At 43.9% G+C, this 20,355-nt stretch carries 13 protein-coding genes; 7 read left to right on the top strand and 6 right to left on the bottom strand.

Going from position 1 to position 20,355, the window contains the following annotated elements; translation table 11 throughout:
• Nucleotides 1-21 precede the first annotated feature (21 nt).
• The 7 genes from ACFQZS_RS08580 (at nt 22) to recQ (ending at nt 12,063) form a co-directional block, all read left to right on the top strand.
• Nucleotides 22-3,189: a SusC/RagA family TonB-linked outer membrane protein gene (locus ACFQZS_RS08580; protein WP_377099236.1), complete on the top strand. Its 3,168-nt coding sequence runs from the start codon at nt 22-24 to the stop codon at nt 3,187-3,189.
• A 13-nt stretch (nt 3,190-3,202) separates the two neighbouring features.
• Nucleotides 3,203-4,663 carry a SusD/RagB family nutrient-binding outer membrane lipoprotein gene (locus tag ACFQZS_RS08575; RefSeq protein ID WP_377099234.1) on the top strand — a complete coding sequence of 487 codons (1,461 nt, stop codon included), beginning with the start codon at nt 3,203-3,205 and terminating at the stop codon, nt 4,661-4,663.
• Between the two features lie 175 nt (nt 4,664-4,838).
• Nucleotides 4,839-6,380 carry an alkaline phosphatase family protein gene (locus ACFQZS_RS08570; protein WP_377099232.1) on the top strand — a complete coding sequence of 514 codons (1,542 nt, stop codon included), beginning with the start codon at nt 4,839-4,841 and terminating at the stop codon, nt 6,378-6,380.
• 169 nt (nt 6,381-6,549) lie between these two features.
• A complete protein-coding gene (locus ACFQZS_RS08565) occupies nt 6,550-7,086 on the top strand; it encodes an NADPH-dependent FMN reductase (RefSeq protein ID WP_377099230.1) in 537 nt (178 codons plus the stop codon).
• A gap of 143 nt (nt 7,087-7,229) precedes the next feature.
• The gene (locus ACFQZS_RS08560) at nt 7,230-7,931 is read left to right on the top strand and encodes a 3'-5' exonuclease (RefSeq protein ID WP_377099229.1); all 702 of its coding nucleotides are present in this window, start codon (nt 7,230-7,232) and stop codon (nt 7,929-7,931) included.
• A complete protein-coding gene (locus ACFQZS_RS08555) occupies nt 7,928-9,835 on the top strand; it encodes a DUF294 nucleotidyltransferase-like domain-containing protein (RefSeq protein WP_377099227.1) in 1,908 nt (635 codons plus the stop codon). Before ACFQZS_RS08560 ends, ACFQZS_RS08555 begins: the two co-directional genes overlap by 4 nt.
• 68 nt (nt 9,836-9,903) lie before the next feature.
• Complete coding sequence (recQ, locus tag ACFQZS_RS08550; protein ID WP_377099225.1) at nt 9,904-12,063, top strand: DNA helicase RecQ; 2,160 nt, start codon at nt 9,904-9,906, stop codon at nt 12,061-12,063.
• A gap of 89 nt (nt 12,064-12,152) precedes the next feature.
• Here the strand turns inward: recQ and ACFQZS_RS08545 are convergent, their stop codons facing one another.
• From ACFQZS_RS08545 to ACFQZS_RS08520, 6 genes are read right to left on the bottom strand one after another with little or no spacing between them, the layout of a single operon-like run.
• Nucleotides 12,153-12,962 (bottom strand): 3-keto-disaccharide hydrolase, encoded by an 810-nt coding sequence (locus ACFQZS_RS08545; RefSeq protein ID WP_377099223.1) that lies wholly within the window; start codon nt 12,960-12,962, stop codon nt 12,153-12,155.
• A gap of 57 nt (nt 12,963-13,019) precedes the next feature.
• Nucleotides 13,020-14,960, bottom strand: coding sequence for a glycoside hydrolase family 97 protein (locus ACFQZS_RS08540; protein ID WP_377099218.1), 1,941 nt, complete (start codon nt 14,958-14,960; stop codon nt 13,020-13,022).
• 28 nt (nt 14,961-14,988) lie between these two features.
• Nucleotides 14,989-16,956, bottom strand: coding sequence for a sialate O-acetylesterase (locus tag ACFQZS_RS08535; protein WP_377099216.1), 1,968 nt, complete (start codon nt 16,954-16,956; stop codon nt 14,989-14,991).
• Between the two features lies 1 nt (nt 16,957).
• Nucleotides 16,958-18,469 carry a tagaturonate reductase gene (locus ACFQZS_RS08530; protein ID WP_377099214.1) on the bottom strand — a complete coding sequence of 504 codons (1,512 nt, stop codon included), beginning with the start codon at nt 18,467-18,469 and terminating at the stop codon, nt 16,958-16,960.
• A gap of 30 nt (nt 18,470-18,499) precedes the next feature.
• Complete coding sequence (locus ACFQZS_RS08525) at nt 18,500-19,510, bottom strand: zinc-binding alcohol dehydrogenase family protein (RefSeq protein ID WP_377099212.1); 1,011 nt, start codon at nt 19,508-19,510, stop codon at nt 18,500-18,502.
• 6 nt (nt 19,511-19,516) lie between these two features.
• Entirely contained in the window at nt 19,517-20,350 is an 834-nt protein-coding gene (locus tag ACFQZS_RS08520; RefSeq protein ID WP_377099210.1) for an amidohydrolase family protein, read from the bottom strand.
• Nucleotides 20,351-20,355 lie beyond the last annotated feature (5 nt).

Below are 20,355 nucleotides of genomic sequence, written 5' to 3'. Positions count from 1 at the left end.
AATCATTAACGGCTATCCCCTATGACCAACTTTACTTTTTTAAAGCAGCTTATGCTGCTCCCCGCACTCTTGCTTTGTTGCCTGGGTGCTTTTTCACAATCCACCCGGATAACGGGGCGGGTAACTGATACCCACGGACAGGCGCTCCCCGGTGTTACAATTACCTTAAAAGGCAGCACTAACGCTACCGCAACCACTGCCACGGGCGCTTATACATTTAGCGCTCAGCGCACACTTACTAAAAACGATGTATTGGTTTTTAATTTTCTGGGCTTCCAGCCACAGGAAATAACCTTTAACGGGCAGCAGGAACTTAACATTCAACTGCTTGAGGACACAAGATCGTTAAACGAAGTTGTGGTAACGGCTTTAGGTATTAAACGCGAAGAAAAATCTTTAGGCTACGCTGCCCAAACCATTAAAGCAAGCGCGGTTGAAGATGCCAAGACCAATAACTGGGTAAACTCGCTTTCTGGCAAGGTTGCCGGTTTGAACATTCAGGGCACCGGCTCTGGCCCAATGGGCTCGTCGCGTATCACTTTGCGCGGTGAAAACTCCCTTAACCTGGACAACAACCAGGCACTGATAGTAGTAGATGGTGTGCCTGTAAGCAGCAAAATCACCGGGACGGGCTTTAAGGCACACCTTGCTACTGACAGTCCTGTTGACTTTGGCTCGGATGTATCGGACATTAATCCGGACGACATTGCCAGCATTACCGTGCTGAAAGGCCCTGGCGCGACTGCCTTGTACGGTAGCAGAGCGGCGGGTGGCGCGTTAATTATCACTACCAAAACCGGTGCACGTAAAGACGGCGGCATTGGCGTTACCTATAACCTTAACGCCAGCGTAGACCAGGTTAACCGCTGGCCCGATTATCAATATGAGTACGGCGAAGGCAGAACCACTGCTTATTACTCCTACGGGGATAGTGCTGACGGTATTAACACAAGTACAGGTGCGGCTGCAGGCCGTGCGTGGGGACCTAAATTTGACGGGCAATCATATTTTCAATATGATCCTAATACTACCAATAATCTCGCTGCCACACGCACTCCATGGAAAGCGAATCCTGATTATATAAAGGGTTTTTTCCAAACCGGTTCTACCATTACCAACAACCTTTCTATTGAAGGCGGAACCGACAAAAGCTCGGCCCGGTTATCAGTATCACACCTGGATAACAAATGGATAGTACCTAATACCGGCTATCAGCGTAGTTCGGTTGCGCTTTCTGTTAACCAAAAAGTTAGCGATAAGTTAAAAATAAGCGGTAAGGCCACCTATACCAATAAACAGAGCGATAACCTGCCATCAGCAGGTTATAACAACCAAACACTGATGTACTTTTTGGCTATAGGTACAGCGCCAAACATTGATCATAACTGGTTTAAGCCTTACTGGCAGCCCGGCCTGGTTGGTGTACAGCAAAAAAACCCATTTAACCCGGGTCCTGACAACCCTTATATCGACTTGTATGAGGATTTAAATAAAATGAACAAAAACGGCTTTATCGGTACCGCTTCTGCAGATTATCAATTCAATTCTAAATTGAACCTGATGTTCCGCACCAGTTTGGATATGTCTAACGAGTTCCGCTCACAGCAGCGCCCTTACAGCATCACCAAATACCCTAAAGGTAGCTACCGTGAGCAAAACGTGTTCAATTATGAAGTAAACAACGATGTATTGTTGACCTACAAAGATAAAGTAGGCGAAAAAATTGATTTCTCCTTCAACGCCGGTGCCAATGCTATGAAACAGAGCTACAATTTTGCAGGCATCTATGCAGATCAATTAGCGCAGCCGGGTGTTTACCAGTTATCAAACAGTTTAGACCCCGCCGTTGCCGATCCGCAACGCTCGCAAAAAGCTATCAACAGCGTTTACGCGGCTACCCAATGGTCATACAACAATGCCATATTTCTTGATCTGACCGGCCGTAACGATTGGAGCAGCACCTTGCCTTATGGTCATAACTCCTTCTTCTATCCATCTGTAAGTACCAGTTTTTCTTTAGGTGATATGTTTACGCTGCCTAAGCAGATCTCGTTTGCCAAGCTGAGATTATCATACGCACAGGTTGGTAATGATACGCGCCCTTATCAAACCACAAAATATTACGATAAGATCTACAGCAACACCTTCACTAACTCTGCTACCCTTTTCAATCCTAACCTTAAACCAGAGATCACATCCAGCTATGAGGCCGGTTTAGACCTAAGGTTCTTAAATAACAGATTATCAACTGACGTTACTATCTACCGCAACAATAGCCGCAACCAGATACTGGCTATCCCGCTTGACCCTACCTCTGGCTATAGCAGTGCTTTGGTTAATGCAGGTTTAATAGAAAGTAACGGCGTGGAGGTAGTATTACGCGGTACGCCTGTATCTACTCCTAATTTTAGCTGGAACGCTACCTTGAACTGGAGTCGTAACCGCAGCTACGTACGTGAATTAGCTGACGGCCTTAACAGCCAGGTTATATACAGCCACGATGGTAACGTGACCATTGAGGCGCGTGTAGGCGGCCGCATGGGCGACATGTACGGACGAGGTTTCCAACGCTCACCGGAAGGAAAAGTTATTTACAGCTCGACCGGCTTACCTGCCCCACTTGATGCAACTGCTAAAGTTTGGGGTAATGCCTTTGCCGACTGGAAAGGTGGATTACTGAACGAATTCAGCATCCATAAAGTAAGAGTAAGCTTTTTGTTAGACTACCAGCACGGTGGCAGCATGTTTTCGCAAAGCAACCACAAATACAACACTTTGGGTAAAACCAAAGTTACCCTGCCCGGCCGCGATGGCGGTATAGTTGGCGATGGCGTGGTTTTAGGCTCAGACGGCGTTTACCGTCCGAATACCGTAAAAGTCTCAGCTGCATCTTATTATGAGAATTATTACGCCATTAACAATGCCGAAACCAACGTATTTGATGCCAGCTACCTTAAACTGCGCGAGGCACGCATTGAGTTTAACCTGCCTGCAAAATGGTTAGGTAAAAGTGGTTTTAAATCAGCATCATTTGCTGTTTATGGCCGCGACCTGTTTAACATCACCAAATTTCCGGGCTTTGACCCAGAGGGTGGTAACCTTAACAGCGGTACCCTTACACCGGGTGTTGAGCTGATGCAGTTCCCATCGGCACGTACTATGGGTATCAATCTTACTTTAAAACTCTAATCATTTAGCATCCATGAAAAAAGCATATATATCACTGGTTCTGTTAAGCTGCTTAACAGCATCATGTACCAAAAATTTCGAAAAAATAAATACAGACCCTAACCGCCCTACCGAAGTAAACCCGGGTGTTGTTTTGGGGCAGATGGAATACCGTTTTGTAAACAGCAGCATTAGCGCTGCACGCGATTTCACACATGAATTAATGCAGGTTGATGCGCCGCGCAGCAGCAGCGGCAACGGCGTACACAGGTATGTAATAAACCCGGGGACGGGCGTTTGGAACAGCTTTTACACCTTACTGGCCGACGTAAATGTAGTTATTAACAGCGCCGACAGGTTAAAAGAAAAGAACTACCGCGCTATAGGATTGGTTTACAAAAGCTGGGCCTATTCTATGTTAACAGATGTTTATGGTGATGTGCCTTTCAGCGAGGCAACAAAAGCCTCAGATGGTAACGTACAGCCCAAGTTTGACGCGCAAAAAGACATCTACACCCAAATACTGAAAGACCTTGATGAGGCCAATACATTATTTGATGACACAAAAGCGCTTACTTACGGCGGCGACAACCTGTACCCTTCTAACACCCTAACCAGCGGTAAGAACGTGGGTATACAACGCTGGAAGAAATTTGGCAATACCTTGAAACTGCGTTTGTTGCTGCGTTTATCAAAACGCGCGGCAGAAATGAATACCGACGCGCAGATAAATGCTATTTTGAGCGATGCGACGAAGTACCCCGTGTTTTCGTCAAATGCAGATGAAGGCGTTTATAAGTTCCCTAACGTATACCCTTATTTTAACCCTTACTACACCGCCCGCCAGTTGGATTGGCGCGATGGTACTTATTACACTAAATTCTTTTTAGGCAATTTGAATACATGGAACGATCCTCGCCGCGCTATATGGGCCATCCCCGTTTCAGGCGTTTACCAGGGCATTGATAGCGGTTACCCTACAACGGTTGAATATGTGGTAGGCAAAAACTCCAGTTATACAGACGCGCTTAAAACCGCATCAAACACCGGTGTGATGATAACCTACGCTGAAGAAGAATTTATTAAAGCCGAGCTAGCCCTTAAAGGTTATAATACCGGTAAAACCGCAAGGGCGCATTACGAAGCCGGAATAGCTGCATCAATGACACAATGGGGTGTTAGCCTGCCTACAGGTTACCTGCAGCAAACAGGTGTTAATCTTGATGAGAGCACCAGTGTAGCCACACGCCTTGAGCAGATCATCACGCAAAAATATTACGCTTATTTCTTTAATGACTACCAGGCATGGTTAGAGAAACGTCGTACTGGCTACCCGGTATTGCCGCGCGGTACAGGTATACCTGCCGAAAATCAGTTCCCTAACCGTATACCGTACCCAACTTATTTACAATCGCTTAACCCGGTTAATTTAAAGGCGGCTGTTGCAGCAATGGGCGGCGATAACAGCAATGTTAAAGTTTGGTGGGATAAATAATTAACGAAAAAGAGACAAATAGTAAATGTCATCTCGACCTAAGGAGAGATCTATACACGCGCTAAGCATGGCGGAAAACGTGTGTATAGATTTCTCACTACCGCTCGAAATGACAAGTATTTGTATAAGAGTTCCACAGTCAAACATTCTACTACATATTATAAAACTCAACATCATGAAAAACATAAAAAACATTGCGAGAGCGCTGGCCCTGGTTTTAATAGCCACCGGCGTAAACGCCCAATCGCAGCCAAAAAAGGAGCTAAAAACCCTGATCGTATTTTTTGACGGCCTGCGCCCTGATTATATTACGCCGGAGGCAATGCCTAACCTGTATGCCTTTAAAAAGCAGGGATCATTTGGCAAACAGCATCATAGCGTGTTCCCTACGGTAACCCGTGTAAACTCATCGGCTTACTCAACCGGCACCTATCCTGCTAAAACCGGTATTTTGGGTAATACGGTATACTTTCCTGAAGTAGACAAAGTTAAAGGCCTTAATACGGGCGATGCCGCTGATTTGAAACGTATTGACAGCGCAACTAACGGTCACCTGCTTACCAGCATAACCTTAGGGGAAGTATTAATGCAAAACGGTAAAAAAATGATGGTATTCAGCTCAGGCTCAACCGGCCAGGCGCTTTTGCAAAACCATACACTTAGCGGTGGCGCTATTGTAAACTCGAGCATGATATTGCCTGAATCTTTTAAGGAAACAGTTTTTAACGCGGTTGGCCCTTTTCCAAAAAACAACAAGTCGGGTGCCAAGCACGTTTGGGTGGCTGACGCGTTGATAAAATTGGGCTTAGCACCAAACGGTCCCAACGTAAGTGCTATCTGGTTTAATGATCCCGATGGAACAGCTCACTCAGACGGTATCGGCGCTGCAACTTCAATGGCATCTATTAAAACTGTAGACCATGAGTTTGGCCGGATAATAGATTACCTAAAAAGCCAGAAATTAGACGAAGTTTATAACGTGCTGATCTCAACCGATCACGGTTTTGTAACACATGTGGGTAAAACAAATGTTGCTACCTACCTTATTGAAAAGGGCCTGAAAAAGGATAAAACTTCAGAAGACGTGGTTGTAGCAGAAGGTGCCATCTATGTAAAAGACCACAATCCGGATATGATAAAAAAGATTGTAGCTGCTTTACAAGAGCCTGAATTTATCGGCGCTGTTTTCACTAAAGGTGCTAAACCCGGCGATATGAAAGGTTGGGTAGACGGTACCATATCATTTGAAGCCATCCATTGGAACCACCCTACCCGCGCGGCTGATATTTTGGTTGACGAGAACTGGGATAACCGTAAGAATAGTTTCGGTTATGAGGGAACAGGTTTTTCCGGTGGTGTTGCCGGTCACGGTGGCTTTAGTCCGTACGAGGTACATATCGCGCTGATCGCATCAGGCCCAAGCTTTAAAAAATCTTTTGAAGGCGATCTGCCAACCGCCAACGTTGATATTACGCCAACTGTTCTGCATTTATTGGGCTTGCCTGTACCAGCAGTAATGGACGGAAGGGTTGTTTATGAGTTATTGAACGAAAAAGCGCCGGCTTCGGCGCCACAGAAAGCCAAAATTGAGAATATTGAAAGCAGCGTTAAAACCCCATGGGGAACATACAAGCTTACCCTGCAACGCACTATACTGGGTAAATATGCTTATACAGATTTTACTAAGACAGAGCGAGTGTTGAACGCCGCTAAATAAGTTACAACTCCCTATATATTTAAGCCCGGATGGTCAGTTGACCGGTCCGGGCTTTTTGCGTTTAGCATCATTTTCACTGTAGTCGAAGACTACATGCATAGCGGAAGTTTGTAACTTCGGAAAGTGGTTTTACTATAGTGTAAAATATTTGCTCAACCGCAATTAAACAATGCCAAAAAATAAGATACTCGCCATAGTCGGCAGCGCCAGCGCTAATTCGTCCAATCACCGCCTGGTTCGGTATATTGAACAAGCTACCCGGTCGCATTTTGAAGTTACAGTAATAGCCGACCCGAAGGTCTACCCACATTTTGATCCGGACACAACCGACGCGCCCCCACCGGCGATTGTCGCTCTGCGAAATGAAATAGCGGCATCGGATGGCATCATCATTTGCACGCCGGAGTATGTATTCAGTATCCCCAGCGGGTTGAAGAACCTGATAGAGTGGTGCGTATCGACGACTATTTTCTCTGATAAGCCGGTAGGTCTGATTACCGCTTCCGCCAGCGGCGAGAAAGGTCATCAGGAATTGCAGTTGATCATGAACACGTTGATGGCGAAACTAACACCCGCAACTTCCCTGCTCATTCAGGGGATCAAAGGTAAGATCGATCAGGAGGGTAATATTACCGACCCGTTAACTCGCGCCGATATTGAACATTTCATTGATGCTTGTAAAACGCTGGTCTGTGCAGCATCATAAAGGGTGATAATTACGTCGGCCCAATCACTTAGTGTTTTTAAATTGTCCATTCGGTAGCCCATCAAGCAAAGTTTGGTTGTAAAAATAAACCCTTAACACCTAACAATTGTGATTATATTTAACGCCCCACAAAATGCAATTGAGTGAATAAGTACCTGCTTTTTATTGATACCGAGGCTTCGGGCCTGCCCGGCAATTGGACCCTGCCCTACAGCACTGATGATAATTGGCCGCATATAGTGCAAATAGCCTGGCTGATATATGATGAGCATCGTAACCTGGTTAAAGAGCAAAATCGCTACATCAGCGCTGATGGTGTCATCATTACCGACGCTGCCATCGCAACGCATGGCATAACTCCTGACTTTTTACTATCGCATGGCGAACCATTGGACAAAGTGATGGAAATGCTGGCTAATGACCTTGTGGAATTTGAGCCGACTATAATAGGCCATTTTATGCAGTTGGATTATTACCTGATGGGCGCGGCATTTTACCGCAGCGGGGTATTCAACCCGTTAAGTAAACTACCCGTTTTTTGTACCATGGTTGCCACAACGCAGCTGCTCCGCAGCCCTTCTACACGCCAACTGCGTTTAGGCGACCTTTACTATATGCTGTTTAAGGCTGATCTGCAAAATCAACATAACGCCCTGCACGATGCACAGGCTACCGCGGAATCTTTTTTTGAGTTACGCACCCGCGGCGAAATATCCGAAGCAAGCATCGTACAGCAAAATAAAGATTTTGAGCTGCAGCGCGAGCCTAAGAAAAAACCATCCGGTTGCCTTTTACCGGCCTTAATTGTTATATTGTTATTGTTATTTGCCATTTACCTATTATGAATAGCCGATTGGAGTTTCTGAAAACCGTAACGCCATTTAATACGCTTCCGGAAGATGTATTGAAAGGCGTGGCTGAACAATTAAAAGAGGTTGGTTATAAGAAAGATACCACCATCTATCAGCAGGATGTTACCATGATGAAAGGCGTTGATATTATTGCTGAAGGCAGTTACGAATCCTTTTTTTACGATAGTACCGGCAACAAGCGCTTAATAGAAACGCACCAACCTGGTTTTTGCTATGGAGGCGTATCGGTATTGCTCAACAGGCGGCGCTCATTACGCACGGTTATAGCCAAAAAAGGCACGTTGGTTTATTTCCTGCATCGCAGGGAGTTCCGAGCGCTTTGTAAAGCTTATGATGAGTTCTTTACGCATTTTACTACGGAGTTTGGTAAGCGCATGCAAAATGAAGAATTTGTTCATTTTTTTAAGCAACCGGCTTCGTTTACCGAAAGCTATACAGCCTCAGAACAGTTGTACTCGCGCCGCATAGACAGTGTGGAGTACAGATCCGTGGTTTCATGTCACTACCAAACACCCATATATAAAACTGCCCGGCTAATGGCTGCCCAAAAAACCAGCTGCCTTTTTGTAACGGACGATGCGCAAAAGATAATAGGGTATGTAACTGATATTACGCTGCGCGATAAGGTAATTGCACAACAATACAATACCACCGAAGCGATAAAAAACGTAATGGCCTCCCCCATTATCAGCATAAACGCCGGTGCTTTTGTTTATGAGGCCCTGCTGATGATGTTTCAAACCAAAATACGTTACATATTGATTGAAAAAGATGGCAGCCACGTTGGTTTTATCAGCAGAAATAAGCTGTTGAGCGAGCAGGCGCAATCGCCGCTGGTGTTCATCCAATCGGTTAAACTGGCCAACTCTACTGATGAGTTACAGCGCAAGTGGCAGGGCGTTCCGCAATTTGTAACCCAGCTGCTGGGGCGGGGTGTTAATGCCGAAATTGTGAACCAGATAATTACCACCGTTGCTGATACCATTGCGCAAAAAGTGATAGAGAATGTAATTGCCGAGGTTGGCGAACCGCCAGCCAAATTTGTATTTATGGTATTAGGCAGCGAGGGGCGCAAAGAGCAAACCTTTAAAACAGACCAGGATAACGCCATTATTTATGAAGATAAGGCCAATGAACACCGCGAAGAAGTGCGGGCTTATTTTTTAGATATGGCTACCCGCGTATCTGCCGACCTTAACCACATAGGTTTTGTTTATTGCACGGGTGATTTCATGGCGCAAAACCCAAAATGGACACACTCACTCTCCCATTGGAAACGTAATTATGAGTACTGGATGGATGAATCCATCCCAGAAACAGTGATCAACTTCTCTACTTTTTTTGATTGCCGCACCATTTACGGCGATAACACCATAATGGATGAACTGCATGATTTTTTGGATGAAAAACTGCAGCATCCACTGGAGAAGCTTTTTCATTATATGGCTCAAAACGCGCTGCAGTATGAGCCGCCTTTAACCTTCTTCAACAATATCCGCACGTTTAAAAAAGGCACCCGCGAGGTGTTTGACATTAAAAGAGCAATGAGCCCTATTGTTGATCTGGTGCGCGTTTATGCTTTAAAGAACCGCATTTTTGAAGTGAATACAGGTGAACGCATGAAAGCACTATGGGCAAAAGGCATCTTCTCAGAAACGGAGTATCATGAGTTGAGCCAATCTTACTATTTTTTGATGAACCTAAGGCTTAAAAAGCAAACCGAGCAGATAATGCAGGATCATTCCGCTCCGGATAATTACATCGACATTGACCAACTTTCAAAATTGGAGCAGGTTACTTTAAAAGAGATCTTTAAGATAATTTCAAACTTTCAATCTAAGATCAAAGTCTCTTTTACCGGCAGCTTGATGAGTTAATACCTAACACTACAAGTATTAAAGAAAAAAATGGCAAACCATTATGCTAAAATTATTAGGTTTGCGTAATGACGCCTAACCAAGCCTTACAAAAATATTTTGGATACAGTAACTTCCGTCATCAACAGGAAGAAATTATAGCACATATATTAAACGGCAAGGATGTGCTTACGTTAATGCCTACGGGTGGCGGCAAATCCTTATGCTATCAATTGCCGGCTGTGTTACTTGATGGCCTAACTATTGTAATATCCCCACTCATTGCTTTAATGAAGGACCAGGTTGATAGCCTGAACATTAACGGTATATCAGCGGCGTTTTTTAATTCATCCCAAACACCGGATGAACATCAGCAGCTTTTTGAAAAATTAAAAAACAACCAAATAAAATTACTGTACCTGGCACCTGAACGCCTGTTTAGTGCCGACAGCAAACTGATTGATTTCTTACAGTCGTTGCCCGTGGTACAGATAGCTATTGATGAGGCGCACTGTATTTCGCACTGGGGGCATGATTTCAGGCCGGAGTATTTGATGCTTGCCGGGTTGAAAAAATATTTCCCCTCGGTACCTGTCATTGCTCTTACCGCGACCGCTGATAAACTTACCCAGAAAGATATTCTGGAGAAACTTGACCTTAAAGATCCTGCGGTATTTGTATCCTCATTTAACCGCGAAAACATTAGCTATACGGTTGTTCCCAAACGTAACAGTTTTAACCAGTTGCTTGCTTTTTTGGATAAGCGAAAAGATCAGTCGGGTATAATTTACTGCCTTTCGCGGAAGTCTACCGAAGCGCTGGCGTCTAACCTGCAGGCAGAGGGTTTTTCCGCAGAAGCTTATCACGCCGGCTTAGACAACGCGACCAAGGCCCGTAACCAGGAAGCTTTTTTACGCGATGAGGTAAAGATAATGGTTGCTACTATAGCGTTTGGTATGGGCATAAATAAGTCGAACGTGCGCTATGTGGTACATATCGACTTGCCAAAAAACATTGAAGGTTACTACCAGGAAACAGGCCGGGCCGGACGAGATGGATTACCATCAGAGGCGATGTTATATTATTCGCCAGGCGACGCGCAAAAATTAAAGGAATTTGCTAGGGTAGAAAACAACCCCGAGCAAAGCCGTATCATGCTGAAAAAGCTGGATGATATGGTACGGTATAGCGAGCTGCAAACCTGCAGAAGGCAGTTTTTGTTAAGATATTTTGCAGAGGATGCGCCTGATAACTGTGGAGCTTGCGACGTATGCCTTACCGAGGTAGAGCGTTTTGATGGCACGTTGATAGCCCAAAAGGCACTATCGGCTGTATCACGGTTAAAAGAGCGGTTTGGCGCAGGTTATGTGATAGAGTTTTTAAGAGGATCAAAAAGCGAAAAAATACGCGAAGAGCATAAGGCGCTTAAGACTTATGGAATTGGTGCAGATATAAATAAACCAGACTGGCAGCGTTACCTGCGCGAACTGGTTGCGACAGGCTATTTGCAATCATCTGATGGAGAATATCCTGTTTTACAATTAACTAACAAAAGCGAAGGGGTACTAAAAGGACTGGAAAAGGTATATTTAATAGCCTCGCAAACTATTGAGGAACGCGACGATGTTATAGTTCTGCCGTTTGAAGTGGCCCTGTTAGACGAGCTAAAAAGCGTTAGGCGCGATATTGCCCGGAATGAGAATGTACCACCTTACATTATACTTGCTGATAATACCTTACTTGAAATGGCTACTTACCTGCCTCAAAGTATGGATGAATTGCGGCTCATTTCGGGATTTGGTGATATAAAGCTTGCGCGTTACGGGCGGGAGTTTTTACTACCGGTAACAAGCTACAGCGCACAAAGAGGCCTTTCATCAAAAATACACCAAAAGAAAGCGAGACGAGAGCGTAAACAGAATGCTAAATCGGCACGGAAGACAGTTGCCGGTACCCAACGCGAAAGCTTTGACCTATATAAAGCCGGCAAAACAATTGCCGAAATAGCGGCTACCCGTGGATTGGCCGTTACTACGATTGAGGGCCATTTAGCCTATTTTGTAGAACAAGGAGAGTTAGAGGTGACGGATATGGTAAATGCTAAAAAAATACCAGCCATACAAGATGCTATTGAAAAATATGGCGACGACAGACTGGCACCACTAAAAGAGTTGCTAGGCGAAGAGTACAGCTACGGTGAGATAAAATGTGTTATTAGCTGGATAAAAACCGGAAAAACCATTTTATAAAAGATATATAGTGAGGAAAATATATTCTATTAAAAAATAAAACCCCGTACAATACCATGCACGGGGTTTTATATGCTTTTATCTTTAACCTATAACTCGCGCAGCCAGATATTACGGTAGCTGATCGGCTCACTCTTATCGCCATGCGCCTGCAATTTTATTGGCGCGGGGCCGTGTTTTACATACTCATGCTTGCCAATATAATTGGTTTCGCCTTCCACCTCGAAGTTATTTTGAACCAGTACACCATTTAAAAACGCTGTTACGCGCGCTTTGGTTTTAACTGTGCCATCTGTGTTAAAGGTAGGGGCCGTCCAAACTATATCGTACGCATTCCACTCGCCTGCTTTACGTGCAGGGTTAGCTAAAGGAACAACCTCTTTATATATACTACCTACCATGCCGTTAACATAGGTCTTGTTCTCGTTATTATAACCATCAAGCACCTGTATCTCATATCCTCCCGCTTTACCGTTTGTGGCAGCAAGAAAAACACCGCTATTACCACGTGACTGACCTTGGCCGGTTATATTAGCGGGGATCCGGTACTCAATATGCAGCTGATAATTAGTAAAGTTGCGTTTTGTCTCAATATCACCGGATGGCTTATTCACAGTAAATGCACCATCTGCCACGGTCCATTTTGCTTCGCCCTTACCGCGCGATGATGATACCCATTCATTCAGATTTTTCCCATCAAATAATACAACAGCGTCTGATGGTGGCGTGTCAAATGCCTTTGGCGATTGAACTACTTTAGGCAAGGCAGCTTGTGGTGGATACACTTCTGTTTCCTCGGGTTTGTTAGTTAGCGGCTTGCTTGGGTCAACTATCATCTGCGCGTTAGCTCCTAAAGCCAGGAACATTGAAGCGGCAGAATATATTAAGGCTCTTTTCATTAGTTTATGTTGCTATAAGTGGTTATAAATTTATAGATAATTTGCAATATACTAAGTTTATTGTTCTCTAATTATTGAAGCCACAAACCCTCCCCTACGCAACATTCTAACATCTATTGAGCTTGACTTATCTACAACCAAATATTGTGTGCTAAACAAGCTATCATAGGCACCGTCTGCTATAAGTGTAAGTTTATATTTTACACCCTCAGGTAAAAAGTCAAGCTTTATGGTTTTCCTCTTTTCAAGCTGTTCGCCATTTATACCGGCCAGGTACCAATCGTTTCCTTTACGGCGAGCCATGGTTACATCTTTACCCGGAAAACCATCTACTAACTTAGTATCGTCCCAGGCGTTGGGTACTGTGCGTAAAAAATTCTTAGGGGCATCGGGCAGTGCGGCATATCCTTCCGGCCGGTCTGCCAAATGCTGAATTGCCGATTCAAAGAGCACGCTCAAAGCCAACTCGTGCCCGTATGATGTTACATGCGGATATTGCGAATTAGTGAACGTAACCGGCGTATAATCCATGGAACCGATAACGTTACGGGTAAACGGCAATATGGTGTTATGTTCTGGTGCAGCCATAGTAAAATCGGGAACGTTATTATACCATTCAGCTCCGCGTACTGCCTCGTAAGTTACTAAGTGCGGATAAGTTCTTGACCAGCCACGCGGCACCAAACAACCATGAAAATATACCATGATCTTATACTGTGCCGCATCATCCAATATATCCAGGTAGTATTGGATCATATTCTGCTTCTCGCTCTCAAAGAAATCTATTTTAACGCCTACCACACCTAACTCGTTAAGCTTAGTAAATTCTTTAACCCGGCTTTCGTGCGTAAGCATTCTGTCTTTAGGTGTTGAAGTAACTGAAGTGTGATTACCACCCGAGTTGTACCACATTAGCGGTTTTACGCCTTTAGCTTTTATATAAGTCAATGCGTCTTCCAGTTTGCCGCCATTAGCCATGCTGTCCCACTCCCAATCTAGCAGCGTGTATGGCCAGCTCATTTCGGCAGCCAGATCTGCAAATTTGGTAACTATTTTATAATCCTTTGTGCCGTGATTACTTGACCAGTAATTCCATGATGCAACACCAGGTTTAATCCAATCCGTATTTTTCAACAAGGTTGGTGTTGATATATCATCAACTAAGGTAGATGCCACCACATCCTGCAAATTGCCCATTATAACCACACGCCATGGTGATTTGAACGGAAAGCTGATAGTTGGTTCAACTACACCTGTGCCGCGCCCATCACGCGGATTAGGAAAAGTAAGCTTGTACTTTGTAGCATCGGCTACATTGCTCAATTTAGTGCCGCAATAGTTTCTGTCCAGATCAGCTTCATGCATTAAAAACCAGCATGCCTTATCTTTTGTATTGAAAAGCGCAGGGTAGCACCACTCCTGCTGCTGCACTTTGTCATCAACCATAGCGGTATAAAATCCCTCATTGGCTGTATTCCACTTCTCCATCCATCTGCTTGTTTCCTTTGGGATGCTATAAGAGGTTAACTCATCCTTCATAGCAATTGCCTCGCGTTTATCCGGAAATTCATAACGAAAAGCCATCCCGTCATTATAAGCGCGTATAATAACGTTCATTTTTGTTTTATCAGGATTTTGGAATGAAACAGCTACTTCGTTTGCGTTGTTACTCCGCACAGAGCGCTTGCCATGCGGTGCCTTATATTGCTCATTTATAGGCGTAGCTTTACCGGCTTTTACAAAGGCCAGCTCCTTAGCAAATTCCTGATCGGCCCTTACCAGGCCCAGGTCAATACGCGAGATAGCTTCGGTAGTTTTATCTCCTTCAGTGTAAGTTACTTTTAAATACCATGCACCTGCATCGCCGTTTTGCTGATTGAACAGCCCTACATTAATTTTCTTGTTAGGAGATTGAACGGAAACTTTTTGCGCAAATGCAAATGAATTACATATCGCTAATATGCACAATCCCAATACGGCGGACTTATTAATTTTCATTTTTTTATGATTATTATAATTGGCTTGTTTAGTTTACCGCTGCTTCAAATGGTGAGGCAGGTAGGCCTTCTTTGTTATACAGGTTTGCCCTGTCAGGATTATTAGCCCATCCGTATCTTACATAAACCGGATCGATAACATTCTCAGCAGATACAATTACCTGGTTACCGCTGATCTGCGCGGTTGCCCACACAAATTTTTTATCGGCACCGGCTACCGCAAAATGCCTTAGTTTTCCGTCGCCCTTGGCTATTAAACCGCTTCCTGTATCGCCAAAAGACAAAACTACTTTGCTGCCATCTTTTTTAGCGCTTTGCAAGGTTGGGCCAGAAGTTACCAGTTTAGTGTTTCCATAAGCCACCCGCTCAGCGGTAAGTGCCAGGCGTTCGCCAACGTCTTTTTTGTTACGTGGATGAATATCGCCCCACTCGCCTACATCAATTAAAACCGTAAGGCCGGTGTTTGGTATGGATAATGATTTTCTTTGCGCTTCGCGTAGTTCGGCCCACCCGCTTTCGGCAGGCAAATATGTAGCTTCCTGATAGTTAGGGAGCTGAGCAGTAATAAATGGTAATTTTGGATCTTGCCAGGTAGTGCGCCAATTTGAAATTAACTCAGGCAGCAAACGCTCGTATTCTTTAGCCTTGTTTGTATTAGACTCGCCCTGGTACCACAAAGCACCTTTAATAGCATAATTGGCCACCGGAGCAACCATAGTATTATATAATAATGTGGGTTGATTTGCCGCTGAGTATCCTTCAAGCCCCGGCTTTTGCGGAGGGAATGCCTGCCCTACCCGATATTGCCATTTTCCGGCTAATTGAATGGTATCCGCACCTGCGGTAATATAGTACGGCTTATCGGGCACAAAACCGCCCTGAATATTTGCATTGTTGCTTAAGCGTGCCACGATTATATTTTTACCCGGCACCAAAAGCCCTGATTTTAGTGTATACATGCGGTTAGCGTACTGTCCGTTTGTACGCCCGGCTAATTGTCCGTTTATATATACTTCATCATTATCATTAATACGCCCAAAATACAGTTTAGCGGTTTGGCTGGCAGCTGATGCCGAAATATTGATCTCTTTACGGTACCAAACAACACCGCTAAAATTGTTCAACCCCTGCCCATTCCAGAAACCGGGAACCATAATATCTTTCCAACCCATTGGCACATAGGTAGCCTCGTACCATTTCGGTGAATCGGTTAAGCCGTCATCATATTTTCGGTCAGTTCTTGGTGCCTGAAGACGGCTGTTTTCGGCATTATTCCGGTTCATGCGGTTAATATAAGCCGTATCGCTTAAGCGCGCCACTTGTTTAGCTATCTCCGGGAAAGTTTTGTAACCATCCGCACTGATCCACGATTCAATAGGCGTTCCGCCCCAGCTTGCGTTTATAATACCTATAGCTACGTGTTCTTTTTCAAATATTGATAAAGCAAAAAAGTAAGCCGAAGCGCTAAACCTGTTAACATTGGCACCGGTAGCCGGCGTCCATTTACCACCTGTTAAATCATCGTGAATTTTGGTTGCATCATTGGTGTTTTTAGGTACTAAAAACTGCCGTATCTGCGTATTCTGGCTCTGCGCTATTGTTTTTTCATATTTTTCGCTCACATCACCCATTCCCATTTCCATGTTTGACTGGCCCGAACAAAACCAAACATCGCCCAACAAAATATCAGCTATTTCTAACTTATTGTTACCTGTAAGCGTCATGTTATACGGGCCGCCGGCCGGAATAGGTTTAAGGGTAACCAGCCACTTTCCGTCCGCACCGGTAACCGTGCTATAATTTTTCTTAATAAAATTAACGGTAACCTTTTCTCCCGGTGCTGCCCAACCCCATATTTTAAGCGGCTTATCGCGCTGTAATATCATGCCATCGCTTATTAATTTAGGTAGCCTGATATCAGCATAAACCTTTTGCGAAAGCGCAAAAGAACTGGTAAAAACAACAATAACACAAAGTGTCCTGAAAAGAAATTTCATGCTAATTTTCTTTTTGTTTATGTGGTTGAGCATTTTTAACTATATCATTCAACTTGTTCTGAACGGAATGTGCTAAACCGGGTAGTTGAGACAGATCCTCGCCCCAAATTTCCTTTGCACCAAGAATTTCAGAAGCCATTACACTTGCGGGGTTTACCGCCCATTTTTCTACCAGAATACCTATTTTATCATCTTTTAAAAGATGCCGCTCATTTTTATAAGTTAAATAATACTCCTTATTATCCTTAACAACCTTGCTCATCAAAAACATATAAGCGGCTAAGCCCCTTGCAATATTTTCGGGGGCATTATTGAATAACCTGTAATGCTCTTTCAGTACAGGAAGCACTCTTGTTATGATCTTAGTAGTATATTGCTGTGCTATGGCTACCCACTGATGCTGTATAAATGGATTTCTGAATCGGTCTAACACGCGTTCTGAAAACTCCGCTGCAAGCTTAGCTTCAGGTTTATAGGGCATTGCCTCATATATCTCCTTCATCAGATCTTCTAAAAAAGCCGAGAATTGAGCATTGTTAGTTGCTGTGTTTACCAGATCAAAACCCATACAAAGCGCCAGGGCGCAGCTTAATGTATGCGTACCATTTAGAAGCCTTAACTTCAGCTCGCGGTGAACTTCAATATCCGGGATAACAACGGCACCGGGATCTGCCTGTTCAAAGCTCAATATCTCCTTTACTTTATCGTCACCCTCAATGGCCCATAAGCAATACGGTTCTGATACGATCAGCAATGCATCGTGATACCCGTTTTTTTGCTCAAATTGCTTTTGTTCCTCCAACGAAGGCTTGCCGGTGACTATCCTATCCACTAAAGAATTGCAGAAATAGTTGCTTTCATCTAACCATTTCTCAAAATCAGCACTTAAGCCATTAAAAGCAATAAGTTTTTTTATAATTGATTTTAGAATGATAGCATTATCCGGTAAAAGTTCAGTTGGTATTATTACCAAACCGCTTTCAGCGCTTCCATTCAAACTTTTATAGCGATGGTTTAATACCGCCAGTAACTTTGCGGGGAATGAGGAAGGCGGTTGCTGATCAATATTTTCTTCTACTAACTGAAGGCCAACTTCGGTTGTATTTGAAATAACAACTTTAAGTTCGGGATTTTCAGCTTCCTTTAATACCAAATTCCATTCGTCAGCTGCAGATAAAACCCTGGCTATTGCTGTATTAATAACCGTTTCCTCTGTAAGCTGTTTATTTTCAATGCCCTTCATCTGTAGTGTGTACAGATTATTCTGTTCGGCAAAAGCATCGGTACCGCCTGTGCTGGTAGATTTTACAACTGCTATGCGCCCATTAAATATCCCGGCTTTATTGGCTTTATCAATAATGTGATCTGTAAGGCCACGCAACAGCACTCCCGTGCCAAATTGCAAAACTTTTACGGGCAAATTAAGATAATTTATAGACGGTGTAATTACACCGGGAGCATTGATATCTCCAATAGTTTTGTTTGAAAGGTTTATGGGTTTAACATCTATCATCGTTTCATCCTCTGCATGCTGTGGTCTATATTATAAAGTAGCTACGGCTTTAATTACGTTTGAAGCCGGGTCAAGCCAATTTTGAAATTCAACACTAAGGCTGTTAAAATCTGCCCGGTGCGTTATGTAGGACAGCGGGTTAACCAATCCTTTCTTTATACAAGTAATAACGTGTTCAAAATCTTCGCGAGTGGCGTTCCTGCTGCTCATTAATGTAGCCTCACGCTTATGAAACTCCGGGTGGCTGAATGATATTTCTTCCTTCTGCAAACCGATGAGCACCAAGCGGGCGCTATGTGCCATATATTGCAGTGCAGAATTTATAGCTTTCTGATTACCGGTGGCGTCTATCACAACAGTAGGCATATCCCCTCCGGTTATATCGCTTATTTGCTGTTTGGCGTCGTCCAGTGCATTTACGGTATAATGAATACCTAATTTTTCTTTGCAAAACTTAAGCCTGTTATCGTTTATATCCATCGCGATAACCTGCGCACCTGCTATGCGGGCAAACTCCATGGTACCTAAACCAATAGGCCCGGCACCTATAACCAATACAAATTCGCCGGGAGTAACTCCTGCGCGTCTAATGCCATGTGCCCCTATAGCCAAAGGTTCAATTAAAGCCAATTCATCATAGCTTAATGCTTCGCCATGTAATAATAACCGCGAAGGGATAGAATAATACTCAGCCATGCCGCCATCAATGTGCACGCCACATACCTTAATATTAACACAGCAGTTAGGCTTACCGCTTCTGCATGCTATACATTCCTGACAGTTAATATAGGGTATAAAAGTAACCCGCTCGCCTATTGCAAATCCGGGCGCACCATCAGCTTCAACTAAATCGCCAGATAGTTCATGCCCCAAAACACGCGGATAATTAAAATAGGGTTGCGTACCCCTAAAGGCGTGGAGGTCTGTGCCACAAATGCCAATTCTCCTTATTTTTATAATGGCATTTCCGGGCGTTAACACCGGGCGCTCAGATTCTTTATATTCAAATTTCCCGGGATGGGTACACACCAACGAATTCATTTCTTATTATGATAAACTATAAAATTTAATTGCATTTTCTCCAAAGATCTTTTCTTGTTCGCTTGCGCTATAATTGGAGAAGTAATTTTTAACTATACCGTACACCTGCTCATAGCTTGCCGCAACCGTACAAACCGGCCAATCAGAGCCAAACATCAACCTGTCTGCTCCAAAAGCCTCAACTACAACGTCTATATAAGGATCAAAATCTTCGGGCTTCCAGCTATTCCAGTTGGTTTCTGTAACCATGCCCGAAATTTTACAACACACATTGTCAAATTTGCCAAGCGCGCGAATATCGGAATCCCAACCACTTATGGTTTTGTCTTTTATATATGGTTTGGCTATATGATCCAAAACAAACTTTTGATACGGGAACCTGGCAACCATTTCATTTACAAATTTCAACTGGTCAGGGAAAACCAAAATATCATAAGTGAAATCATACTTGCTAAGTAGCGAGAGCCCATTTAAAAACTCAGGGCGCAACATAAAATCGCGCTGCGGCTCGCCCTGTAACACATGCCTAAACCCTTTCAGTTTTTTAAACTGGCTGTAATATTCAAGGCGTTGCTCTACATTGGCAGACAAGAGATCAACCCAACCCACAACTCCTTTAATAAACGAATAACCTTCTGCATTTTGTAACTGAAAATGGTTTTCCTCTTCAGATTGATCTGACTGCACAATTACACAACCATCAAATCCATTACTTTTAAGTATCGGCGCCAAGTCCTCGGGAAAGAAATCCCGTTGAACTACCGCCATGTCATCCGTGATCCATGAATCCCTAACGGGCTCATATTTCCAAAAATGCTGATGCGAATCAATTTTCGACATATTGT

The organism is Mucilaginibacter calamicampi (assembly GCF_042676765.1).
Taxonomy (GTDB): Bacteria; Bacteroidota; Bacteroidia; order Sphingobacteriales; family Sphingobacteriaceae; genus Mucilaginibacter; species Mucilaginibacter calamicampi.
The sequence above is the reverse complement of the archived record's forward strand: the minus strand, read 5'-3'. Positions and strand labels throughout refer to the sequence as shown.